General features: G+C 73.9%; 16 protein-coding genes and 2 pseudogenes. 8 read left to right on the top strand and 10 right to left on the bottom strand.

Annotated features, from left to right (window positions below):
* Window positions 1-133: 133 nt before the first annotated feature.
* The 5 genes and pseudogenes from ACIGXE_RS15415 to ACIGXE_RS15435 all read left to right on the top strand — a co-directional run bounded on the left by ACIGXE_RS15415 (window position 134) and on the right by ACIGXE_RS15435 (window position 6,269).
* Window positions 134-1,657, top strand: a complete 1,524-nt coding sequence (locus tag ACIGXE_RS15415; RefSeq protein ID WP_399747399.1) for a pyridoxal phosphate-dependent decarboxylase family protein — start codon at window positions 134-136, stop codon at window positions 1,655-1,657.
* A 46-nt stretch (window positions 1,658-1,703) separates the two neighbouring features.
* Window positions 1,704-2,921, top strand: coding sequence for a fatty acid desaturase (locus ACIGXE_RS15420; RefSeq protein ID WP_399747401.1), 1,218 nt, complete (start codon window positions 1,704-1,706; stop codon window positions 2,919-2,921).
* A 50-nt stretch (window positions 2,922-2,971) separates the two neighbouring features.
* Complete coding sequence (locus ACIGXE_RS15425) at window positions 2,972-3,418, top strand: cobalamin-dependent protein (RefSeq protein ID WP_399747403.1); 447 nt, start codon at window positions 2,972-2,974, stop codon at window positions 3,416-3,418.
* Window positions 3,411-4,667: pseudogene (locus ACIGXE_RS15430) on the top strand (methylaspartate mutase); the annotation flags it as partial. The gene ACIGXE_RS15425 and the pseudogene ACIGXE_RS15430, both read left to right, overlap by 8 nt.
* 201 nt (window positions 4,668-4,868) lie before the next feature.
* Complete coding sequence (locus ACIGXE_RS15435) at window positions 4,869-6,269, top strand: aspartate aminotransferase family protein (RefSeq protein ID WP_399747841.1); 1,401 nt, start codon at window positions 4,869-4,871, stop codon at window positions 6,267-6,269.
* Window positions 6,270-6,346: 77 nt separating this feature from the next.
* On the opposite strand, the gene ACIGXE_RS15440 is transcribed toward ACIGXE_RS15435, so the two are convergent.
* The 7 genes and pseudogenes from ACIGXE_RS15440 to ACIGXE_RS15470 form a co-directional block, all read right to left on the bottom strand.
* Complete coding sequence (locus ACIGXE_RS15440) at window positions 6,347-8,044, bottom strand: ABC transporter family substrate-binding protein (protein WP_399747405.1); 1,698 nt, start codon at window positions 8,042-8,044, stop codon at window positions 6,347-6,349.
* A gap of 76 nt (window positions 8,045-8,120) precedes the next feature.
* Window positions 8,121-10,232 (bottom strand): dipeptide ABC transporter ATP-binding protein, encoded by a 2,112-nt coding sequence (locus ACIGXE_RS15445; protein WP_399747407.1) that lies wholly within the window; start codon window positions 10,230-10,232, stop codon window positions 8,121-8,123.
* Window positions 10,229-11,161, bottom strand: a pseudogene (locus ACIGXE_RS15450) (ABC transporter permease). Before ACIGXE_RS15450 ends, ACIGXE_RS15445 begins: the two are co-directional and overlap by 4 nt.
* 1 nt (window position 11,162) lies before the next feature.
* Complete coding sequence (locus tag ACIGXE_RS15455; protein WP_399747409.1) at window positions 11,163-12,149, bottom strand: ABC transporter permease; 987 nt, start codon at window positions 12,147-12,149, stop codon at window positions 11,163-11,165.
* A gap of 327 nt (window positions 12,150-12,476) precedes the next feature.
* Complete coding sequence (locus ACIGXE_RS15460; RefSeq protein ID WP_399747411.1) at window positions 12,477-13,883, bottom strand: NAD(P)/FAD-dependent oxidoreductase; 1,407 nt, start codon at window positions 13,881-13,883, stop codon at window positions 12,477-12,479.
* 188 nt (window positions 13,884-14,071) lie between these two features.
* Window positions 14,072-15,193, bottom strand: coding sequence for a glutamate--cysteine ligase (locus tag ACIGXE_RS15465; protein ID WP_399747413.1), 1,122 nt, complete (start codon window positions 15,191-15,193; stop codon window positions 14,072-14,074).
* A gap of 52 nt (window positions 15,194-15,245) precedes the next feature.
* Window positions 15,246-15,788 carry an EF-hand domain-containing protein gene (locus tag ACIGXE_RS15470; RefSeq protein WP_399747415.1) on the bottom strand — a complete coding sequence of 181 codons (543 nt, stop codon included), beginning with the start codon at window positions 15,786-15,788 and terminating at the stop codon, window positions 15,246-15,248.
* A gap of 273 nt (window positions 15,789-16,061) precedes the next feature.
* Here ACIGXE_RS15470 and ACIGXE_RS15475 point away from each other — a divergent pair, with 273 nt between their 5' ends.
* The 3 genes from ACIGXE_RS15475 (at window position 16,062) to ACIGXE_RS15485 (ending at window position 18,551) form a co-directional block, all read left to right on the top strand.
* Window positions 16,062-17,300, top strand: a complete 1,239-nt coding sequence (locus ACIGXE_RS15475; protein WP_399747417.1) for an FAD-dependent monooxygenase — start codon at window positions 16,062-16,064, stop codon at window positions 17,298-17,300.
* A 173-nt stretch (window positions 17,301-17,473) separates the two neighbouring features.
* Window positions 17,474-18,085, top strand: a complete 612-nt coding sequence (locus ACIGXE_RS15480) for an RNA polymerase sigma factor (protein ID WP_399747419.1) — start codon at window positions 17,474-17,476, stop codon at window positions 18,083-18,085.
* Window positions 18,075-18,551 carry a hypothetical protein gene (locus tag ACIGXE_RS15485; RefSeq protein WP_399747421.1) on the top strand — a complete coding sequence of 159 codons (477 nt, stop codon included), beginning with the start codon at window positions 18,075-18,077 and terminating at the stop codon, window positions 18,549-18,551. Before ACIGXE_RS15480 ends, ACIGXE_RS15485 begins: the two co-directional genes overlap by 11 nt.
* A 251-nt stretch (window positions 18,552-18,802) precedes the next feature.
* On the opposite strand, the gene ACIGXE_RS15490 is transcribed toward ACIGXE_RS15485, so the two are convergent.
* Genes ACIGXE_RS15490 through ACIGXE_RS15500 form a run of 3 tightly spaced genes read right to left on the bottom strand, consistent with a single transcriptional unit; the run spans window position 18,803 to window position 23,791 of the window.
* On the bottom strand, window positions 18,803-20,395 hold the full coding sequence (locus ACIGXE_RS15490; protein WP_399747423.1) for a hypothetical protein: 1,593 nt from the start codon (window positions 20,393-20,395) through the stop codon (window positions 18,803-18,805).
* Window positions 20,396-20,429: 34 nt separating this feature from the next.
* Entirely contained in the window at window positions 20,430-22,037 is a 1,608-nt protein-coding gene (locus ACIGXE_RS15495) for a serine/threonine-protein kinase (RefSeq protein WP_399747425.1), read from the bottom strand.
* Window positions 22,034-23,791 carry an FHA domain-containing protein gene (locus ACIGXE_RS15500; RefSeq protein WP_399747427.1) on the bottom strand — a complete coding sequence of 586 codons (1,758 nt, stop codon included), beginning with the start codon at window positions 23,789-23,791 and terminating at the stop codon, window positions 22,034-22,036. Before ACIGXE_RS15500 ends, ACIGXE_RS15495 begins: the two co-directional genes overlap by 4 nt.
* Window positions 23,792-23,795 lie beyond the last annotated feature (4 nt).

Genomic DNA, 23,795 nt, shown 5'->3' on the forward strand with positions numbered 1-23,795 from the left:
GCGCGCGCCGGGCCGGCCCAGGCCGGCCCGGCGGTCGCCGGCCCGCGCGGAAGCCTTCCCCGGCCTTCCGGCATCGCCGTACGCCGCCATCATCCCGAGCGCGGCACACCCCCCATCGCAGAGGAGATCCCTCGTGTCCACGTCCGCACCCGGACCCCTGTTCCGGACCGCAGGAACCGCCGCAGGTCTGGAGAGCGTCCGGGCCCTGATCAACTCGGCCCTCGACATCCTCCAGGAGGTGTCGGCCCAGCGCACCGGACCGGTGGCGGCCGGCGGCCCCGAGGGGGCCAGGGCCGCGGCCCGCGAGGTGCTGACCGGCCCCCTGCTGCCGGAGGACGGCAGCGCGCCCGAGACGGTCCTGGCCGAGCTGATCCGTCCGTACGCGCAGTGGTCGGCCGACCTCACGCACCCGGCCGCCCTGGCCCGCATGCAGCCGCCCCCGATCGACGCGGCCGCGGTCGCCGAACTCGTCGCGGCGGTGCTCAACCAGTCCCTCCACGCCTGGGAGAGCGGCCCCTTCGCTCTGGAGCTGGACCGCTGGGTCGTCGCCCGGCTGGCCGAGCTGGCGGGCTACGACCCGGAGGAGGCGGGAGGCACCCTCACCCCCGGCGGCAGCGTGTCCAACCTCATGGCGATGACCATGGCCCGGGACACCGTCCTGGCGGAGAAGACCGGCGCCTACCCCTTCCTCGGCGGGATGCGCGCGTGCGCCGGACAGCCCGTGGTGCTCTGCCCCGTGGGCGTCCACTTCTCCGTCGAGCGGGCGGTGCGCCTGCTCGGCATCGGCGAGGAGAACATCGTCACCGTCCCGGTGGACAAGGCCGGCCGGATGATCCCCGAGGAAGCCGACCGGATCCTCCGCGAGCTCCCCGAGGACCGGATCGCCGTCGCCATGGTCGCGGTCGCCGGCTCCACCGACCTCGGCATCGTCGACCCGCTGCCCGAACTCGCGGCCGTCGCCCGCCGCCACGGCGTCTGGCTGCACGCCGACGCCGCCTACGGCGCCGGCGCCCTCTTCTCCCCCCGCCTGCGCGGCCTCCTCGACGGCCTCTCCGAGGCCGACTCGATCACCGTGGACCTGCACAAGTTCGGCTGGTCCCCGGCCTCCTCGGCCGTGCTGCTGGTCCGACGGGCCGAGACGCTGATCTCCTTCGGCCTGCAGCCCACCACCTGCCTCAGCGCGGACGACGACACCTGCGCCGGTTTCATCGGTCTGCAGGGCAGCTCCCTGCAGACCACCCGCCGCTCCGACGCGCTGAAGATCGCGGTCACGATGCGCACCCTCGGCGCCAGGACCATGGCGGCCATGGTCGACACCTGCCACGACCTCGCGCGGTACGCGGCGGAGCGGATCGACCGCGAGGAGCGGCTGGAACTCTTCGCCGAGCCGCCGCTCACCTCGGTGCTCTTCCGCTACCTCCCGGCGCAGGGCGGCGACGCCGAGGCCGACGCGTTCAACGGGCTTCTGCGCCGCCGGCTGATGGAGGAGGGCCGCTCCCTCATCGCCCGCACGCACCTCACGGGCGAGGACGGCGTGAGCCGCGTCTACCTGAAGCTGATGCTGCTCAACCCCGAGACCACCCCGGAACAGCTCGACCACGTCCTGGACGACCTGCTCGCCGCCGCGGAGGAGCAGGCGACCGGAGAGCAGGCGTGACGCGTCACGTCACGCGCCCGGAGAGTCCAGTGGAGAGAGAACGGGAATGACCGAGGTGAATGCCCCGCGTACGGCGCCCGCGGCCGGCCCTGGCCGGCCGGACCCCGTACGCGAATCCATGCAGGTGCTGCCGCGGGTGTTCGCCGCACCGCTCACCCTGCTGACCGGTCGGCCGTACGCGGGACAGCGGGCCGTCCGCCGGACGGCCACCCGGCACCTGGTGAACGCCCTGGTCTCGTGCGCCCTGGGCCTGGCCGTCAGCGTGACCGCGCTGACGGCCGGCGGCCCGATGCTGCTGCTGCTCGTGCCGGGCTGGGCCGCGACCCTGCACGGCGCCCGCAACCTGCGGATGATGATCTACCACCAGTGCGCCCACCAGAACATGTGGCGCAAGCGGAAGCCCGACGCGCTCGTGGGCCGGCTCATCGCCGCGGCGCTCATGATCCAGGACTTCGACCGCTACAGCGCCGAGCACGTCGGTGACCACCACGCCCTGCACCACATGACGACCCGGGACCCCACCGTCCAGGCGTTCCTGGTGACCCTGAAGCTGCGGCCCGGCATGAGCCGCGGCCGGATGTGGCGCCGGGTGCTGGGCGTGTGCGTCTCCCCCTGGTTCCACGTCCGCTTCCTGGTCGCCCGGGTCCGCTCGTACTACTCCTACGCACCGCCCGCCTGGCGGGTCGGCACCACCGTCGGGTACGCGCTCGCCACGGCGCTCGTCGTGGCACTGGACCTGTGGGTGCCGGTCCTCGTGGCCTGGGTCCTGCCGATGACCCTGTTCTTCCAGATCAGCAACGTCTTCCGGCTCTGTGTGAAGCACAGCTTCCCGCAGCCCGACCAGGCCCCCCGCCGCGGCCGGGAGTACTTCGCGAGCCTGACCAACGCGATCTTCGTCGGCGAGCGCGCGCCCTCACCGCGACTCCCGGTGCTGCGGCGTCAGGCGGCCTGGGCGCGCTGGTGGCTGCGCATGCTGTTCGTCCACTTCCCCACCCGCTACCTGGTCCTCACCGGGGACACGGTCGTGCACGACTACCACCACCGCTACCCCATGAGCCGGGAGTGGGCCTCGTACCTCTTCGCGCGGGAGGAGGACCACCGGCGCGGAGCACCCGGCTGGCCCCCGTACCACGAGGTGTGGGGGCTGGTCCCGGCCATCGACCACGTCTTCGACTCGCTGCGGACCGCCGATCCCGAGGAGTTCGACCCCGATCGCCTCGCCGAGGTCAACCACCGCGCCCTCTTCATGGCGTTCGAAGACTGACCGACCACCCACGGGTCCGAAGGACACCGGAATCCGAGAGGAAGCTGCCGATGTACGCGCTGCCAGGCCGGGGCGAACGTCTCGTCGTCCTCGGCGTCGCCGAGAGCGACGCCCACGCCGTCGCCAACCAGCTCATCGCCCTGCAACTGCGGGACTACGGCTTCACCGTGGTCAACCTCGGGGTCTGCACGCCCCTCGGCGACTACGCCGACGCGGTGGACGCCCATCCGCAGGCCGAGGCCGTGCTCATCGGCAGCCTCAACGGTCACGCCCACCACGACCTCCGCGACCTGCCGAAGCTGCGGGCCGAGGGCCGGCTGCGCCTGCCCGTGATCGTCGGCGGCAACCTGTCGGTGGGCAGCCGTACCTCCGAGGAGGACCTGCGGCGCCTGCGGGACCTGGGGGTCGACCACATCCTGGCCGACGGCAGCGAGATCGTGCTGCTCCTCGACCGGCTGCTGAGCACGGGCAAGGCGGCCGAACTCCAGCATGACTGAGCTCGACGCACTCGAACTGGCCCCGGACGTCGCCGGCTCGCTTCCCGACTGGTCCGACGTCGTGGCCCGGCTCGCCTCTCCGCGGCTTCCGCGCGTGGTCGACGTGCTGCGGGCCGCGGAGGCCCGCGGCCGCCCCGCCGTGCAGCCACGCTGCGGGGTCGGCGGGCACGAACCGATGCGGGACCTGCTGCGCGCCCTGGAGAGCGCCGGCCCGGACATCCTGTCCGTCACGATCGACTCCCACACGCGGCTGCGGAAGTTCGGCGCGGCCCGCGAGGTCCTGCTCCGCGACCCTGCCGAGCTCAACGGCTATCCGCTGGTCACCCACGGATGGCGCCGGGGCCGAGAGCTCGTCGAGACGGTGGGCGTGCCGCTGGAGGTGCGCCACGGGTCGCCCGACCCGCGCGAACTGTTCGCCGTGTCCCTGGCCGCGGGCATCACCTCCTTCGAGGGCGGCGCCATCGGCTACAACCTGCCCTATTCCAAGGACGTTCCGCTGTCCCGCTCGCTGCGTGCGTGGCAGCGGGTGGACGCCGTGTGCGGCGCGCTGGCGCGCTCCGGGGTCGTCGTCGACCGGGAGCTGTTCGGCACGCTCACCGCCGTGCTCGTCCCGCCGTCGGTGAGTCTCGCCATGACGCTCCTGGAAGGCGTCGCCGCCGTCGCGGAAGGCGTGCGCTGCCTGTCGATCGCCTATCCGCAGAGCGGGGAGATCCACCAGGACGTCGCGGCCCTGCGGGCGACGCGCACGCTGGCCCGCCGCTACCTCGGCCCGGACGTGGAGGTCTATCCCGTCCTCCACGAGTTCATGGGCGTGTTCCCCACCACGCACGAGTTCGCCGGCGGACTGATCCTGCTGGGCGGGCTGGCCGCCCGGCTCGGCGGCGCCACCAAGGTGATCACGAAGACGGTGCAGGAGGCGCAGGGCATCCCCGACGCGGCCGCGAACGCCTCCGGACTGCGCACCGCGGCACTCGGGGCGTCGGACCTGTTCGACTTCGTCCGCGTGGACGAGGACCGCGTGGCGGAGGAACAGCACTGGACGGAACGCGAGGTGGCCGAGCTCGTCGAGCCGGTCCTCGCGGCCGGCGACCTCTTCGCGGGGATCGAGCGGGCCTTCCTGGACGGGCGGCTGGACATCCCGTTCAGCGCCAGCGTCCACGCCCGTTCCGCGATCGTGCCGCGCCGCGACGCCCAGGGCGCGATCCGCTACGGAAGCAGCGGCGAGCTGCCCTTCTCCGGTCCGGTACTGCGCCGCCAGGCCGCGCTGCTGCGCGCGTCCGAGGGGACCTCGCCGCGCACCCGCATGGCCGCGGTCCACGCCGACATCCACTACTTCCTGGCCAGGGAGAGGTCGCTGTTCCTCCCCGGCCGGCCGCCCTCCGGAAGCCCCCGGCCTCCGACCCCCGACCCCTCTCGCGCATCGTTCGCCCAACCATCGATCGAGGTATCCATGACGAGCACCGCAACCGGCTCCTCCGCCCCCGTCCCCGCCGCTCTGCCCGACCCGGAGGCCGGCGCCCGCGTGGTCGCCGACGACCGGGCCCACCTGTTCCACTCCTGGGCGGCGCAGGGGGCCGTGAACCCGGTGCCGGTCGCCGGGGGAGCGGGCCGCCACTTCTGGGACTACGAGGGCAAGCGCTACCTCGACTTCTCCTCGCAGTTCATCAACCTGAACATCGGTCACGCCCACCCCAAGGTGGTGGCCGCCATCAAGGAGCAGGCCGACCGGATCTGCATGATCGCCTCGACGTTCGCCAACGACCGGCGCGGTGAGGCGGCCCGCCTGATAGCGGAGATCGCGCCGGGCGAGCTCAACCGGGTGTTCTTCACCAACGGCGGGGCCGAGGCCAACGAGCACGCCGTGCGCATGGCCCGGATCCACACCGGCCGCCCCAAGGTCCTGTCCGCGTACCGCTCCTACCACGGCGGCACGGCGACGGCGATCAGCCTCACCGGCGACCCGCGCCGCTGGGCCAACGAGAACTCCGGCAGCGCGTCCGGGAACGTCGCCCACTTCTTCGGCCCGTACCTGTACCGCTCGCACTTCCACGCGACCACCGAGGAGGAGGAGTGCGCGCGCGCCCTCGCCCACCTCGAGCAGGTCATCGCGTTCGAGGGCCCGTCCACCATCGCGGCGATCGTGCTGGAGACCGTCGTCGGCACCGCCGGCATCCTGGTGCCGCCGGCCGGCTACCTCGCCGGGGTGCGGGAGCTCTGCGACCGGTACGGCATCCTCTACATCGCCGACGAGGTCATGTCCGGCTTCGGCCGCACGGGCGCCTGGTTCGCCGTCGACCACTGGAACGTCACCCCGGACCTGATCACCTTCGCCAAGGGCGTCAACTCCGGTTACGTACCCCTCGGCGGGGTCATCCTCTCCGACGCCGTGCACGAGACCTTCCGCGAGGTCGCCTACCCCGGTGGGCTCACCTACTCCGGCCACCCGCTGGCGTGCGCCGCCGCCGTCGCCACCATCACCGCGATGCGGGAGGAGGGCGTCAACGAGAACGCCGCCCGCGTGGGAGCGGAGGTCATCGGCCCGGGACTGCGCGAGATCGCGGACCGGCACCCGTCGGTCGGCGAGGTGCGCGGCCTGGGAGTGTTCTGGGCCGTGGAACTCGTCCGTGACCGCGAGAGCCGCGAGATGCTCGTCCCGTACGCCGCCGGCGGCGAGCTGGCCCGCCCCGTGGACGAGGTGGTCGCCGCCTGCAAGGAGGGCGGCATGTGGCCGGTGTACAACTACAACCGCATCCACGTCGTTCCGCCGTGCACCATCACCGACGAGGAGGCCCGCGAGGGTCTGGCCATCCTCGACCAGGCGCTGTACGCCGCCGACAAGTACGTGGACTGACCGCCTCCCGCGCTCGCAGTCGTGGACCGAGGGGCCGTTCCGGATCGTTCCGGAACGGCCCCTCGGTCGATGCGTGGCTACTTCTGCCAGCCCACGGTCTCCGGCAGCGGTGTGCCGAAGATGGTGGCGCCGACGTTGGCCAAGCCCTTCTTGACGCCGTAGATGGACGGGCCGCTGAACAGGGGCAGGTAGCCGTACTGCGCCAGCGCCTTGCGCTCCACGGCGTTGGCGCGGGCGGCCTGCTGCGCGGGGTCGGCTATCGCGGAGACGGCGTGGATCTCCTTGTCGAGTTCGGGGCTGCCGATGCTCACGATGTTGGAGCCGCTGTCGGTGCAGTAGAACTCGCACAGGTAGCGGGCGCCGTACGGGTCCGGGGAGCGGTTGCCGACGAGGAAGATGTCGAAGCTGCGCTCGGTGAGGATCTTGGCGAAGTCGGCGTCGGTGGAGGTCTTGAGGTCGACCTGGATGCCGACCGGCTTGAGCATCTGGACGAGGGCGCCGGCGGTGGCCTTCTCCAGCGGGTCGTCGCCGCGCAGGGTGTAGGAGACGGTGAGCCTCTTGCCGTCCTTCTCGCGGATGCCGTCGCCGCCGGGCTTCCAGCCCGCGGCGTCCAGCGTCTTCTTCGCGTTCTCCGGGTCGTGCCGGATCACGGCGCCGACGTTGTCGGAGTAGCCCTTCTGGAAGCTGAAGAGCAGCAGGGAGCCGGGCAGGGGCTCGCTGTAGTCGCCCAGGCCCTGGAACTGGATCCTGGCGATCTGGGTCCGGTCGATGCTCTCCAGGAGAGCCTTGCGCACCTGGACGTCCTGCAGGTTGGGGGACTTGGCGTTGACGTAGAAGGAGTACGCGAAGGGGCTGCCGCCCTGGCGGATCTCGGTGCCCTGGACGCCGGAGAGCCGCTTCAGGCCCTCGGCGTCGCCGGCGGAGGTGTAGTCGATCTGGCCGTTCTTGAAGGCGTTGGCCGCGGCGTCCGACTCCAGGTTGACGTAGACGCGCTTGTCGAGCCTGCCCTTCTTGCCCCACCACTTGGGGTTGCGCACGAAGGTGAGGTCGCCGCTCTTGGCGTCGAACGTCCCGACCGTGTACGGCCCGGCGCCCCACTCGGGGTGGACCTGCTTGACGTAGGCGTCGTTGTACCCGGCGACGGTGGCGGCCTTGGGGTGCAGGAGCGTGGTGAAGAGGCTGGACCACCAGGGGGCGGCGCCCTTGAAGTCGATGACGGCCTGCTTGTCGTCCGCGCCGCGGGTGACCGAGGTGATGTGGCCGTAGCCCTCGGTGTCGGCGGCGTTGTACTTCTTGTCCGTGCCGTTGTTGGCCTGCCAGGTGGCCTTGACGGCCGTCCAGTCGATCGGGGTGCCGTCGTTGTAGGTCGCCTTGGGGTTGAGGGTGAGGACCACCCGCTGGTTGCCGCCGTTGACGTCGACCTTCACGTCGGTGAGGTAGTCGGGGTTGTACTGCGCCTCACCGGTGGGCGAGTAGGTGATGACGTCCGGGTTGTACCAGAACCAGACGCGCTTGGCGGTGAGCGTGGCGTTGGCGTTGAACGGGTTGCCCTGGTCGTCGACGGTGCCCGCGGTGGTGTAGGTGCCGCCTTCCCTGACGTTGTCGTAGGGCTGGGGGTTGTAGTCGACCTTCGCCGAGGCCGCGGCGGGGGTCGCACCCTTCCCGGGTGCCGTGCCGACGCCCCCGGTGCCGGGGCCGGAGGCGCTGCAGGCCGAGACGGCGAGGGTGAGGGCCGCCGAGAGGACGGCTACGGGGACGGCGAATCTCGATCGCATGACGGAGTGGATCCTCATTCCTTGAACGGGTCGCGCGGCGCCGTGGGGTGTGGTGCCGGCGTGGTGGAGCCCGCGGTCAGCGGGCGTGGCAGGCGTGGCGGTGGCCGGAGCCGGGAGCCGCCGGGCCGAGGACGGGCCGTTCGGTACGGCATCGCTCCCGCGGCCCCTCGTCGAGCAGCCGGTACAGCGGGCAGCGGTCGACGAAGACGCAGCCCTGGGGGAGGTTCGACGCGCTCGGCTGCTCGCCCTCGAGCACGATCCGCTCGCGGGAGCGTTCGCGCCGCGGGTCGGGCACCGGGATCGCCGAGAGCAGGGCCTCGGTGTACGGGTGCCGGGGGTTCTCGAAGAGCTCTTCGGTGCTGCCGGTCTCGACGATGTGCCCGAGATACATGACGGCGAGGCGGTCGGCGAAGTGCCGCATCACGGCCAGGTCGTGCGCGACGACCAGGTAGGCCAGACCGAGTTCGCGCTGGAGCCGGGCGAGCAGGTTGACGACGCCGGCCTGCACGGACACGTCCAGGGCCGAGACCGGCTCGTCCAGGACCACGATCCGCGGTCGGGTCGCCAGCGCGCGGGCGATGCCGACGCGCTGGCGCTGCCCGCCGGAGAGGCTGCCGGGGAACCGGTCCGCCACCGACGTGTCGAGGCCGACCAGGCGCAGCAGTTCGGCCACCCGGGCCCGGATCGCCGGCCGGCCGGCACCGACGGCCCGCAGCGGTTCGGCGAGCAGCTGGAAGACCGGGAGCCGCGGGTCCAGGGACCCCATGGGGTCCTGCATGACGATCTGCACGGCGCCGCGCAGCTCCCGCAGCCGCTCGGCGGAGCCGGGGTCGGCGACGTCCGTGCCGGCGATCTCGATCCGGCCGCTCTCCGGCCGTCCGAACCGCAGGATCTCCAGGAGCGTGGTGGTCTTGCCGCTGCCGGACTCGCCCACCAGGCCGAGGGTCTCGCCGGCCCGGAGGTCGAACCCGACGTCGCTGACCGCGTGGAGCGTGCCGACGCGGCGCTTGAGGAAGGCGCCCTTGGTGACGGGAAACGTCTTGGTCAGGCCCGACACCCGCAGCACGACCTCGCGCTCGCCCGGGGATTCGGTGCCCTTCGCGCCGTCTCGGGCGCCGGTGGTGTCCTCCGGTCCCGGGAACAGCGCGGTCGCCGCCAGCCGGCCGTCGGCGATCTCGTCGGCGCGCAGGCAGGCGACCTGCCCGTGCCCGGCGACGGCGGTCAGGGCGGGCTCCTCCGTCCGGCAGCGGTCGAGAGCGGCGGGGCACCGGTCCGCGAAGGGGCAGCCGGCCGGAAGCGCCGCCGGCGACGGGGGCTCGCCCGCGATCGGTACCAGCGGACGGTCCTTCGGGGCGTCGGGCCGGGGCACCGCGCCCAGCAGACCAATCGTGTACGGCATGGTGGGCCGGCGGAACAGCTCGTCGGCGCCCGCCCGTTCCACGATCCGCCCGGCGTACATCACGGCGACCTCGTCCGCGTACCCGGCGACGACACCGAGGTCGTGGGTGATCAGCACGACCCCTGCGCCGGTCTCGGTCTGCGCCGTCCGGAGCACGTCCAGGATCTGGGCCTGAACGGTCACGTCGAGGGCGGTGGTGGGCTCGTCGGCCACGATGACGGAAGGGCTGTTCGCCATGGCCAGGGCGATGACGACGCGCTGGCGCATCCCACCGGAGAACTCGTGCGGGAACGACCGCGCCCGGCGCTGCGGTTCCGGGATGCCGACGAGGTCGAGGAGCTCCACCGCGCGCTTCCACGCGGCCTGCTTCGTCAGGGACCGGTGCACGCGCAGCGCGTCGGACAGCAGCCGGCCGACCGGGAAGATCGGGGTCAGCGCGGACAGCGGGTCCTGGAAGACCATGCCGATCTCGTTGCCGCGCACCCGGGACAGCCGGCGGTCGTTCAGGCCGACCAGGTCGCGGCCGCCGAGCAGCACCTCTCCCGACATCCGGGCGGTCGGCGGCAGCAGCCCCATGACGCCCATGGCGGTCGCGGACTTGCCCGACCCGGACTCGCCGACGATGCCCAGCGTCCGGCCGGGCAGCACGTCGAAGCTGATCCCGCGCACCGCCGCGACGGCGCCCGCCTCGGACGGGAAGGAGATCCGCAGGTCCCGTACCGACAGGACAGGGGTCCGCCCGGTGTCGTGCGACGCGGACCCGGGGGCCGGCAGGAGAGTGAACGTCATCGCGCGCCTCCCGAGGCCGCCGATACGGAGGTGGGGTCGAGGGCGTCCCGCAGCCCGTCGCCGACGAGCGTCATCGACACCGTGAGCAGCACCAGGAGGCCGGCGGGGAACGCGAACAGCCACGGGGCGCTGGTGATGCTGCCGGATCCGTCGGCGAGCATGGTGCCCAGCGACACGTCGGGGGTCTGGACCCCGAAACCGAGGAACGACAGGGCCGTCTCACTGAGTACGGTGGCGACGACCCCCAGGGTCAGGTTGACCACCAGCAGCGAGCCCAGGTTGGGGATGATGTGCCGCAGCACGATGCGCCACGGCCGCACCCCCATGAACTCGGCGGCCCGTACGTAGTCGCGTTCGCGCAGCGACGTGGACAGCGCCCAGACGACGCGGGCGGTCGTCATCCAGCCGAACAGGGTGAGCACGAGGATCAGCACCCGTCAGTCGCCGGCGAGACGGTGCGAGACCAGGGCCAGGATCAGGAACGACGGGACCACCAGCAGGAAGTGGATGACCGCCAGGGTCAGCTTCTCCACCCTGCCGCCGAGGTACGCGGCTCCCGCGCCGATCACCGCGGCGAGCACGATCGTCAGCACCGACACGCTGACCGCGATGGCCAGTGAACGCCGCAGGCCGTGCACGGCCTGGGCGTAGACGTCGTTCCCGCCCTGGTTGGTGCCGAAGGGGTGAACCGGGCCCGGCGGTTGGGTGAGCGCGGTGAAGTCCACGTCGGTGTGGGCGAAGGGCGTGAACACACCGCCGAAGACACCGAACAGCACCAGGAGCGCGAAGAGGGCCACGCCGAGCAGGGCCGCGCGGTTGCGGGCGAACCGCCGCAGGTACAGCGGGCCGCTGCCCCACCGGGACCCCGGAGCGCCCTCGACGGCGTCCGGGACGGGCGGCTCGGGCAGGGGCGTCACGAAGGCCGCCATGTCAGCTCACCCGCACCCGAGGGTCGAGGAGGACGACGGCGATGTCGGCGAGGATCGCGCCGATCGCGGTCATGGCCGCGCCGAAGGCAGCCACCGCGACGGCGCCGTGCACGTCGTTCTTGCCGATGGTCTGGATGAAGTACTGGCCCATGCCGTTCCAGCCGAAGACGGTCTCGGTGATGACCGCGCCCGTGAAGACGGCGGGGATGCCGAACGCCACGGAGGTGGCGGTCGGGATCAGCGAGGCGCGCAGCGCGTGACGGCGGATCGCCTGGGCGCGCGTCAGCCCGGTGGCGCGCGCGGTGCGCACGAAGTCCGAGCCGATGGCGTCGAGCAGCAGCGTGCGCTGGGTCAGGTGATAACCCACGTACCCCAGCAGGGTCAGGCTCAGCGTCGGCAGGGCGAGGTGCTGCAGCCGGTCCACGAGCGTCGGCAGCAGGCCGCCCTCGACGGTCGGGGACTTCTCCCCGGCGACGTACAGGAAACGCAGCCCGAGGCCCTGGTTGAGCCAGATCCCGAGGAGGACCACGGCCAACGCGGCGACGGCGGCCGGGACGTTGAAGAGGAACACGGACACCAGCTGCGTGATCCGGTCCCACCAGCCGTACTGGCGGGACGCCGTGGACACGCTCAGACCGACGCCGACGAGCACCGAGAGCAGCGTGGCGGCGGTGACCAGATGTCCGCTCACCAGCACGCGGAACCCGATCTCGGCGTTCACCGAGGATCCGACCGGCGACCTGCCCCAGTCGAAGTGCAGCACCACGTCGTTGATCCAGTGCCACCACCGGTCCACCAGCGGCACCCGGGGGTCCAGGTTGTAGGGCGCCAGGGCCTGGTCGATCTCCGCCTCGGAGCGGACCGGGCGCGTCTCCTTGTAGTTGGCCCTCGGGTCGAGGAACCAGGCGGCGAGGACGTACGTGACGTTGGTGGCGACCACGATCATGGCCAGCCAGCCGGCCGTCTTGCGCATCAGGTGGCGGAGCACGACCCCGCCTTCCCGTGCGCCGGTGGGACGCTCGCGGTACGAGGTGCGGCGGTGGAGGCCGTACGGGGGGCCGGCGGGGGTGTGCCGGTTCTGGACATGCTCGACGTGGCTTTCTGAGGGAGGGAGACGCGGCGGCCGATCCGGGCGACGCTGTGCTTGTGGCGCGACGCCGGGCCTGACCCCTCTGAATCGGAGGGAATCAGGCACGGTGTCACGTCATTCTGGGGACGTGATCCACTCCGCGGGAAGGATGCGCAGGTCGCTGTCATGCGATCGCAAGGCGCACGTCACAATCGTCCGGCGGCCGCCGACGAGCCCCCCGACCGGTCAGCCGTCCGCGCGGCGCAGTCCGAACCGGGGCTCCAGGGCCAGCCGCAGGCCGGCGACCGCCTGGTCGGGACCGGTGGGCCAGGGGGTCATCTGGCTCGCCCCGTGCCCTCCGAGGCCCACCCGCCGGTGGCCGGGCAGGGGTTCGCGCAGCGCGCCGAACAAGCGGGGCACGGTGTCGCCGTGGGTGTCGTGGAGGTCTTCGACGCCGGTGACGATGTTCAGGAAGGACTCGTGCAGCCGCAGCGGCCGCTGGTCGCGACGGCTCAGCCGCTGGGCGCGGCGGAAGTGCGCGTCGCGGCCCTCGTGGATGTCGTAGAAGGCGGCGACCAGGACGAGCAGGCGCTCGTAGGCGTGTCGGTAGGCGGCCTCGTAGAAGGCGCCGGCCTCGGTCTCGGTGACGTCCTCGCGCAGGACCGAGCAGAGGGAGGCGGCGGCGAGCATGCCGCTGTGCATGGCGAGGTGGACGCCGGTGGACAGCAGCGGGTCGAGGAAGCAGGCGGCGTCGCCGGCGGCGAACCAGCCGGGGCCGCAGAAGCGGTCGGCCGCGTAGGAGTAGTCGGATTCCACCCGGAGTTCGGTGACCCGCCGCGCCCCGCTCAGGACGCGGGCGAGCGCCGGAGTCCGGGCCAGCCGGTCCGCGTAGAGGGCGCTCGTCCCGCCGAGCGCCTGCCGGGCCCGGTTGAAGGACCGCTTGTCGGTGACCAGTCCCACGCTGAGGGTGCCGTCGTGCAGGGGGATGGCCCACCACCAGCCGTGGTCGGGCAGGGAGAACAGACAGATCGCGCCGTCCGGGGCACCCTCGACCGGCGCCGCTCCCCGCCAGTAGCCCCAGGTGGCGACATTGCGGAACGTGTCGTGGAACCGGCGCGTCCGTAACTGCCGGGCCGTCAACAGACCCGCCCGCCCCGAGGCGTCGACCACGTGACGGAAGGACGTCGTGCCCGCGTCGCCGGACGACGTCGTCCACGCGGCGGCGCCCGCCCGCCCCCCGCGCATCTCCACCGACCGGACCGCGGTCCCCTCGTGGACCCGGGCGCCCTGCTCCCGCGCGTGCGCCAGCAGCGCCCGGTCGAACTCGGCACGTACGACCTGGAAGCTGTACGCGGCGTCGGGGCCGAGCCCCGCGAAGCGCAGATCCCACCGCTGGCCGCCCCAGTCGTAGTAGGCACCCGTCTTCCGGACGAACCCGCACGCCTCGACCGCCTCTCGCGCGCCCGTCAGGTCCAGCAGGGGCAGCAGGGAAGGCAGCAGGGACTCCCCGATGTGGTACCGCGGGAAGCGGGCCTTCTCCAGCACGGTGACACCGAAACCCTCACGGGCCAGCAGCGCGGCGGCCGTCGCGCCGGCCGGACCACCGCCGACCACCAGCACGTCCGTCTCCGCCGCCGGGTGCTCCTCGGGCATGACCGCCTCCCGTGCTCGAAGGGACAGCCTGACGCCGCCAGTGAACAGCACGGCCGCACCACCGGGAAGACCGCCTCAGGCCGGGGGCCCGGCCTTCGCTCCCGCGTCCGCCCGCAGCCCCGGCCTTCGCTCCCGCGTCCGGCCCGCAGCCCCGGCCTTCGCTCCCGCCTCCAGACGGCGGCCGTCCGTCAGAGAGCGCCGTCCGTGGCGGTCATGGCCTCGATCAGGTGGTCGACGACGCCGGGGAGGCCACCGCGGTCGCGGTGGGCGTCCCGCTGGCGCTCGGCACCGCCGCCCCCGGCGCGGAGCACGGCCCAGCCCGCCGTCACCGTCTCCAGGTCGCCGTGCCGCAGCAGGGACGGTCCGAGATCGTCCAGCAGCTCGTCCACGAGGGAGGTCGCCGGGACGAGACGACCGCTCAGATCGACGGCCGCGCCGGTCAGGCCGTCGCGGGCGGCGCGCCAGCAGGCGGCGCGCAGGATCTCCACGGAGGGCCGGAAGGCGGGCCTTCCCGCCTCGATGTCGGTCAGGGCGGTGTCGACCAGGGCTCTGACGATCGCGGCCAGCAGCACGGTGTCCCGCGCGGTCGCCGCCGCGTCGGCCACCCGGACCTCCAGGGTGGGAGCGTGGTGGGAAGGCCGGATGTCCCAGTACAGTCCGCCGCGGTCCATGACGGCTCCGGTCGCGGTGAGATCGGCGACGAGGCTCTCGAAGTGGGCCGGCGACTCGACGTACGGAGGCGGGCCCGCGGCCGGCCAGCGGGCCCAGGCCAGGGTGCGCCAGCTCGCGTAGCCGGTGTCCCGCCCCTGCCAGAACGGTGAATTGGCGGTCAGCGCGATCAGGGCGGGCAGCCGGGGCCGCAGATGATTGCCGACCCGGAGGGCGGTCCCGAGGTCGGGGACGCCGACGTGGAGATGGCAGGCGCAGATGCTCTGTTCGTCGTCCAGGGCGCCGAACGTGGCCACGCTCCGCGCGTACCGCGCCCCTTCGGTGATCGGGGGTGACAGCGGCTGCGGCAGGACCGGTGTGCCGCTGGAGATCACGCCCAGGCCGTGGCGTGCGGCGGCGCGTACCACGCTCGCCCGCATCGCTCGGACCTGCTCGGCGAACAGGCCGAGATCGGAGTGCGGTTCGGTGCGCACCTCGACCTGGTAGCCGGTGATCTCGGTGGTCACCCGGTCCCCGAGTTCGACGGCGGCCTCGGCCACGACCTTCGGCGCCTCGGCCCGTAATTCCCGCGTCACGGGGTCGACCAGGAGGTACTCCTCCTCGGCGCCGACCGTCAGAGGTCTCCACTGTTCACGGGGCACCCGGCCATCGTGACACAGCCGGCGCCGGTCGGGGAGGCGACCCTCGGCCGACTCAGACGTGGCCGAGGATCCTGTTCCCGGGCGCCTCGGGGTCGGTGGACGTGAAGAACTCCATCGCGGCCGTGAGCCATTCGTCGAGGTCGAGCTCGCCGTCGTCGTCCCGGTCGAGGATCCGGAAGATCTCCGCCGCCTCCGACTCCGGTACGCCCAGGGAGCGGTAGAGCCGGGTGAACTCGGACACGTCGACGACCCCGTCGTCGTCGGTGTCGGCGAGGGCGAGGTCGGCCTCCACGGAGGGACGGACCATGGCGGAGACCTGCTTCGGGTCGGGCGACTGGGCCAGCCCGGCGACGAAGGCCTCCCGGGAGATGCGGCCGCTCTCGTCGGTGGGGACGAGCCGGCTGAGGGACGTCCAGTAGTGGGCCTTGGAGGCCCGGAGCGCGCGGACCTTGGGCCCGTCGGCGGGTTCGCCGACAGCGGCGACGAGCTGTTCGGCGAGGGCGGCGAAGTCCTCCTCGGCGATGTAGCCGTCCCGATCGGTGTCGAGCAGGTCGAAGCGGTGCTGGAACTTGCGGCGCAGCAGGTCGGTGGTCATGGGTCTGCTCCCTCGGGGGGTCGGTGTGCGGCGGTGCACCGGTGGTCTATCGGACGGGGCCGCGCCGGTTCGGGAGGAGCGCGGCCGAGTCACTCGCGTGGCGGCGCCGGATCTCCGCAGGACCGATTCGCCGGGGCGGTCCCGCCCAACAGGCTTCAAGACTCCGAAGGAAGAATCTCAGTGAGGGTGTGGCCCCCGCCCGGGCCCACGCGTCGTGGGCGGCGACTACCGTCACAGCGGCAACGAGTGCCGAAGCGAAGGGGGAGAGGCGTCATGACGAGACGTCGTGCGGTCGTGGTCGGAGCCGGGATCGGCGGTCTGACGGCCGCGGTGGCACTGCACCGCCGGGGGTGGCACGTCACCGTCTGCGAGAGCGCCCCCGAACCCCCCGTCACCGGTGCCGGTATCGGCCTCGCCCCCAACGCGCTGCGCGCGCTCCACGCGATCGGCGTCGACGTCACTCGGGCCACCGGCAGCGCCGTACCCGCCGCCATGGGGGTACGCCGCTCCGCCGGCCAGTGGCTCACCCGGACCGGCACCGCCGACCTGGCGGCGCGCTACGGGATGCCCCCGATCGCCGTCCCGCGCCCGGCCCTCACGGGCGCGCTGTCCGCCGCCCTGCCGACGGAGGCCCTCCGCCACGGCACGACCGTGACGGCCGTCGACGCCGCCCGCGGCCGCCCGGTCGTGCGGACGGAGGCCGGTCCCGACCTTCCCGCCGATCTGGTCGTGGCCGCCGACGGGATCCACAGCCCGCTGCGCCGCGCGTACTTCCCCGACCACCCCGGCCCGCGCTACATCGGCGAGACCGCCTGGCGGGCCCTCGTGGACGCCCCCGAGCTGGGGATCCAGGCCATGAGCGAGACCTGGGGGCAGGGCGAACGGTTCGGCGTGACCCCGCTCTCCGACGGGCGGTTCTACCTGTACGCCACCGCGGTCGTGCCGGCCGGTACGCGGTCGGCCGACCCCCGTGCCGAACTCCGCCGGCGCTTCGGCTCGTGGCACGACCCGATTCCGGCCCTGCTGGACCGCGTCGAGCGCCTCGCCCCCGCCGATGTCCTCCAGCACGACCTCCACGAACTGGCCGCCCCCCTCCCGTGTCTGCACCACGGCCGGATCGCCTGGCTCGGCGACGCCGCTCACGCCATGGCCCCCAACCTCGGCCAGGGCGGCTGCCAGGCCATCGAGGACGCGGTGATCCTCGCCCACCTCCTGCCTGCCGGGGACAGCGGTGACCGGGGCGACGGGGGTGACGGAGGCGACGGGGGCGACGGGGGCGACGGCGCGGACGGCGTCCCGGCGGCCCTCGCCGCCTACACCGCCGCCCGCCGCGACCGCACCGACGCCGTGCGCGTGCGCGCCCGCCGGGTCGGCCGCCTGGGAGCCCTCCGCCACCCGCTCGCCGTCGCGGCCCGCGACCTCGTGGTCCGTGCCACCCCCACCCGCCTGGCCGTGCGCGGCATGGACGACCTGTTCAACGGCTTCCGTCTGCCGGACCGGCCGACAGGGTGAATCCTTTCGTACCCGGTGCGTCTCTTATGGGTGCGCGGACGACCCCCGTCCGCACCGTCCCGTCCAGGACCCACCAGGAGGACCCATGACCACCGTCGTCATCGCCGTCGCGGCCGCCGCGCTGCTGTTGTGCGCGTGCACGGTCACGCTGCTGCGCCGCCGGAGGCGTCAGCGTGGCTGAACACACCTGGCCCGGCGCGGCCCTGGTCGCCGAGGCCCAGCGCGGCGACGTCGAGGCGCTCACGGCGCTGGTGTACGGCTCGTACCCGCACGTGCACCGGTTCGCGCACACGCTGTGCGCCACACCCCAGGACGCCGAGGACGCGGCCCAGGAAGCGCTGATCATCCTCTACCGCAAGATCGGCATGCTGCGTGCCTCCGGAGCACTGGCCTCCTGGATGTTCCGCATCGTCCGCAACGAGTGTCTGCGCCGCGCCCGTTCCGTCTTCCACCGCGGCCCGGCCGACGTGACGGCCGAGCCCGTCACGTCCGGTCCGGCCGGGGCGGCCGGGGCGTTCGGCGGCACCGCGCGGTCCGCCGAGGAGGACGTCCTGCTGCGCCTGGAGGCCGAACGCGTGGCGGCCGCCGTCTCCGCCCTGCCCGCAGACCAGCGGCAGGTGCTCGTCATGCGGGACATCCAGGGCCTGCCCGGCCGCACCGTGGCCGAGCGGCTCGGGCTCAGCACCGCCGCGATGAAGTCACGCCTGCACCGGGCCCGTTCGGCGGTGCGCGAGGCGCTGCACGAAGAACCGGCCATGACGAGAGGAGCCGACGATGACGCCTGACCCGACCACCACGACGCGTGGCGCCGCCACGAAACCCCGCGCCGCCACGACGCCGGGCGCCGCCACGGCGCTGGGCGTCACCATGGCGCCGCGCGTCGCCACGCCCTCACACGCCGCCACGCACGCCGCCGACGCCACCCACGACGCCGACGCCACCCACGACGCCGCCGCCACCCACGACGCCGACGGCGCTCACGAGGCGCCGGAGCCCGGCCGCTTCGCCAGCGCCTCCGTCCCGCGTCATCTGGCCCGTGGTGCCCTCGGTTTCGGCGCGCTCGTCGGCTCGCTGGCCCTGCTGCCGGTCGCCGGGCCGGCGAGCCTGCTGCTCGCCCCGGTGGGCCTGGTCGCGCTGCGTGGCTGCCCGATGTGCTGGGCGATCGGCCTCATGGAGACCGTCTCGGCCGGGCGGCTGCGCCGGTCCTGCGCGAACGGGAGGTGCGAACTGAGCCGTGTTCCGCGGCCTTAGGTCCTGTCGTCATACTCCCGTTGTTGCCCGGAGGGCGGCCTCGCGGCGTCAGGTGCGCGCTCTCGGTGTGCCGGGCGCGAGGCCTCGTACCGGACGTACTCGGGCTTGTGCCCGGTGCGGCGAGAGCGCGTGCATGGCGTCGCGGGGCAGGCGGGAGTTCGACGACAGGACCTAGGTGTGTTGTCCGGCCGCGTCGCCCCGCGACTCCTGCTCGGCGCGGGACTCGCGGCCTGACGGCGGGCGAGCGCCGGTCAGGGGCAGGCGTACGTGAAGCCGGCCGCCGCCTCCAGGGGGGCACCGGTCGGGCGCAGGACCTGGAGGCGGGCGGTGCCGCGGAACGCGCCGGGCCCGCGGACCGTCCACCGCAGGTGGACCGCCACCTCGTGCTCGCCGCGGCGGGCCGTCCGGGTCAGGACGCCGGACTCCTGGCCGTCGCTGCGCAGCCATCGGTACGTGACGGGGCCCGCGTGACCGTCGGTGGTCACGATGCCGGTCAGGTCGGCCGTCTGGTCACAGGTCAAACGGCCTGCGGGCGCCCGGACTTCCGCAGCCGTCACCACCGGCCCGGGTGCCGGGCGCAGGAGCAGCCACAGGGCGACACCCGTCGCCGCCAGGACCGCGGTCGCGCCGAGCAGGCCGGCCCGCCGCCGTCGGCGGCGCCCCCGCTCGGGGGCGGAGGGGACGGGAACCGGAGCGGGTGCCGCCCACAGGGCCCGCAGCCGCTCCTCCTCGTCGCGGGGGACTCCGGGGCCGAAGCGCAGGACTATCTCGCCCGACTCGGACTCGGACTCGGTTCGGGCCTCGGCGCGGGCGTCGGAATCGGCGGAGCCGGCGGAAGCCGTGTAAGCGCCGGAGCCGGTGGAAGCAGTGCTGCCGGTGCGATCGGCGGCATCGGCGGGGGCAAGGGAATCGGCGGGGGCGACGGAATCACGGGACCGTGGCGCCGGCACCGCCGTGCCGCGGTTCCGCTTTCCCAGGACCGTGGCCTGGTCGCCCGGTGCGGCCGCCTCCGTGCCCCGCGTGTCCGCGACCTCCTCCGCCGGCGCCGGCGCCTGCGCGGGATGCGCCGGAGCCGTGGCCACCTCCCCTTGCCGCGTGGTCAGTTCCGTCAGCGCCGTGGCCGCCGCCGTGCGCAGGGCGGTCCGGCGCAGGAAGTCCCGGGGGAGTACCGTGCGGCCCGAGGTGAGGGTCGTGCGGGCGGCGGCCAGGCCGGTGGACTCGGCCGTGCCGGAGCAGCGCGTGAAGAGGTCCGCCGCCGGGGTGTCCGGGGTCGCCCAGGCGGTACCGAGGGTGCGCGCGAGCGCCGCCCAGGCGGCGATGTCGTCCTCCTGGGCCGCCGCGGTCGAGGTGCCCTCGGCGAGGGCCGTGGCCAGGGCCGTCTCGGTGAGCAGGGCGGTGCCGTCCGGGGCGAGGACGACGCGGTCGGGGCCGAGCGCGCCGTGGGCGAGGCCCGCCGCGTGCAGGGCGAGGAGGGTCTGCGCGGTCTCGTTGAGGACGCTCGCCGCGCTGCCCTCGTCCAGTCCGGGCGCGCCGGTGGACAGGAGGTCCGCGACCGTGCGCACCGGCGGGCGCGCCACGATCAGCCAGACGTCCCCGGCCTCCCGTACCAGGTCGACCGTGGCCGGCACGCCCGGCAGGCGCAGCTTCGTCACGGCGACCACCGCGGCGGCGAGCCGCTCGCGCGCTCCCTGCCTGCTCAGCAGGGAGCGGTCGACGCGCAGCACGCCGAGCGGTGGTTCGCCGGCGGCGGAGGTCAGCGCGTGCCAGGTGCCGAACCGCCCGTGCCGTGACCAGTCCGCGAGGGCACGCCCGGCGACCGTGGCCGGTGGCGGGGGTGTCGTCATGGTGTTCCGTTCTCCTCGGGGCGGTGGGCGGCGCTCAGCACGGCGGCGCGTCGAAGGAAGACGTCCGGGGGCCGCTCGCGGACTGCGGGTCGCTGCTGACCGCGACGTTCCAGGTGCCCCGGCAGGGGTGGTCGGAGAAGTCGGCCTCGAAGGTCACGGAGTACTCCGTGGCGCCGGAGAGGCGGCGCGACTGCGCACCGTACGACTGGTCCGGCGTGTTGACGTAGAACTCGGCCGTCAGGGTCAGCGGACCGGTGCCGGTCGTCCGGACGGTCACGTCGGCGACCAGCGTGCTCGGGCGCGGCCCGCGGCGCCAGGAGTCGATGACGAGGGTGATCGTGCCCGGGGTCGGCGGTGCCGTGGTCCCGGTCGGCGTGCCGGCCGAGGGGGTGGCGCCGGGGCCGCCGCCCGGGGGCGGGGTGCCGGTGGGCGTGCCGTCCGAGGCCGTGGGCGTCGTCGTTCCGCTCGGCGTCGGGTCCGTCGACGGGTCGGTGGTCGGCGTCCCGGTGGCGGACGTGGACGGCGAGGGAGGCGCGGTCGGCGAGGACGGGGAGCCGGAGGGCGCCGCGCCCGACGGGGCCGAGCTCGCCACCGTCGTCGTCGTGTCGTCCGTACCTGCCCTCGCCACCGTCACCGCGCCGGTCGCGAGCACGCCGAGGACCGCCGCCCCGACGAGCGTCTTGCCGAGACCGCGCCGAAGGCGGCCCAGTACGGTCAGCGCCGGCGTCACCTCGTACACCGCGCCCGTCGTCGCGAAGGGGAACAACAGGGCGAGCAGCGCGGCGAGTTCGGCGAGCCTGCGGCGGCCGCGCTCCTCCCAGCCCGCGCCGTAGCCGTCGGTGGCGGCCCGTTCGACCCCGGCGAGGAAGGCCTCGACGCCCGGCCGGTCCGCCGGATCCTTGGCCATGCCCCTGCGCAGCAACTCCCGTACGGAGTCGGGGACGTCGTCGAGCTCGACCGGCGCGCGCAGGTGCTGCAGCCGCAGCGCGATCAGGTCGTCCTCGCGGAACGGACGCCGGCCGGTGAGACATTCGTAGAAGACCGCCGCCGCCGCGTACACGTCGCTCGCCGGGCCCGCCGGCTCGCCGTCCCACTGCTCGGGCGCCATGTACGCGGGAGTGCCGCCGGTCTCCGTCTCGCGGCCCGCGCGGACGGCGATGCCGAAGTCGGCGAGCGTGCTCGAACCGTCGGCGCGGACCAGCACGTTCTCCGGCTTGTAGTCGCGGTGCACCACCCCGGCCGCGTGCGCCGCGCCCAGGCCGAGCAGGGAGCCCTTGAGCAGGACCAGGGCCGCCTCCGGGCCGGTCGCCCCGTGCTCGCGCAGCAGGGCGCGCAGGGTGACCCCGTCGATCGCCTCCATGACGATGGCCGCGCCCCGCCGGGCCTCCACGTACTCGTAGAACCGCACCACGCACGGGTGCCGCAGGTCGCCGAGCAGCCGCGCCTCGGCGCGGAAGCGGGCCAGGAACTCCCGGTCGCCGTGCAGCCGTCGGCTCAGGTACTTGACGGCCACGGGCACGCCCGTCGCCTCGTGCCGGGCCAGCACGACCCGGCCCCCGGCGCCCTGGCCCAGGGTCCGCACGGCCGCGTAGCCGGGCACCGTCCAGCCGCTGTCCGCCGCCTCGCCGCGTACGTCTGTCATGCCGTCCCTTCCAGGGCCGCGCCGTCCACCGCGGGGCGCGCGGGACGCCCGGCGGCCGCACGGCGCCGCTTCACCACCCGTATCAGCCACCGCGCGGGTGCCGCCCACACGGGGAACGCCACCAGCGCGACGACCACCGCCACGATCACCGTGTCCCACGGCTCGGCCACCCGCCCGTCCAGCCACGTCCCCAGCCGGGACCGCCAGGCCAGCAGGGCGAGCAGCAGGAAGCCGTAGGTCCCCACGACCACCGCCAGGCCGTAGGCGGCCATGCCCGCCTGCCGCGGTCCCGGCCGGCGGCCCGCCCGCAGGTCACGCCAGAGCCCCGCGCGGAAGTACGCGCTCGCCTCCTCCCGCAGCCGCGGCACGCGCAGCGCGTCGGTGAGCGCCTGGTATCCGTCCAGCGGCATCAGCGGGTTGAAGTTGTAGAGCGTGTTCAGATAGAGCCCGAAGGCCAGGTGGAACAGGACCGCCGGGACCGGCCCGGCCGGCAGGTAGGCCGCGCCCACGGCGCACCAGCCCGCCAGGGCCGCCGTCGACACCGGCCCGGACAGCGCCACCACCACCCGGGACCAGCGGGTGCCGAACCACATGTCGCTCGTGTCCACGAAGGCGAACGGCATCCCCATCATGATCAGGAAGCCGCCGCGCCGGACCGTGCGGCCGTACGACTTCACCGCCAGGGCATGCGCGAGTTCGTGCAGGACCAGCGCCGTGACGTACCCGGCGCCCAGCGCCACCGGACCCCAGGCACCGGCTCCGCCGAAGTCGAGCAGGTGCTGCCGCCCCTGCGCCACCCCGAGGAACACCGCCAGGCCGCCGACCAGGGACAGCCAGACCAGCACCACTCCCGTACGCGTGAAGAACCGCCAGCCGCCGCCCCCGTAGAGGCGGGTGACCGCGCCGTCCAGACCCGGGACGGACACCTCCAGCTTGAGCAGGGCCCGGTACACCGCCTGCCACAGCCGCCGCAGACCCCTCCGATCGGGGTCGTCCTTCCGCCCCGGCATGCCGCGCAGCAGGCCGGCGCCCTCGAACGCCCCGAGCGCTGCCTCGATCCGCGGCAGCGCCAGCTCGCCGAAGCGGTCGGCGTACGCGAAGAGCAGGTCCCGCACGGTGTTCTCGCCGTCGAGGGCGTGCCACAGGAACACCTCGCGCTCGTCGAGCCGCAGGTACACGCCGGTCCGCGTGTTGTTCAGGACCCAGCACGGTTTGGACGTCTCGCGGCCGTCCGCGGGCAGCCGCTTGAGCGCCCACCCGCTCCGGCGGCGCGGGCGCGCGGTCAGCGGACCGTGCGCCTCGGGCGCCTCCTGCTCGGGCACGCCGGCCGGCGGCAGCGCGGTGAACCGGGTGCCGACCACCATCGTCCGCGACCCGATCCGCGCGTCCCGCGGCTGCTCGAACACCAACCGGACGTCGCCGACGCACAGTTCGGCGCCGTCGTCGAGCCGGGCCGACCGCCCGTGCAGGGTCTCGCCGCCGACCGTCGTGCCGTTGAACGAGTCCAGGTCCTCGACGTGGAAGCCCGTACCGTCGCGGACCACGCGGGCATGGCGGCGCGACACGCTGGCGTCCGACAGGACGACGTCGTTCTCGGCCCCGCGGCCGAGCGTCGTGATCGGGCCGGTCAGCGGTACGAGGAGACCGGGGGCGTCGACGGCGCGCAGCTGGGGCGCGGCGAACGCCGTCGGGGCCGCGCCACGGCGGAGGGTGCCGCAGCGCAGGCAGTACGGGAAGTCGCGGCGCACGTGCACGCGA

The organism is Streptomyces sp. NPDC053431 (genome assembly GCF_044544925.1).
In the GTDB taxonomy this organism is placed as follows: domain Bacteria; phylum Actinomycetota; class Actinomycetes; order Streptomycetales; family Streptomycetaceae; genus Streptomyces.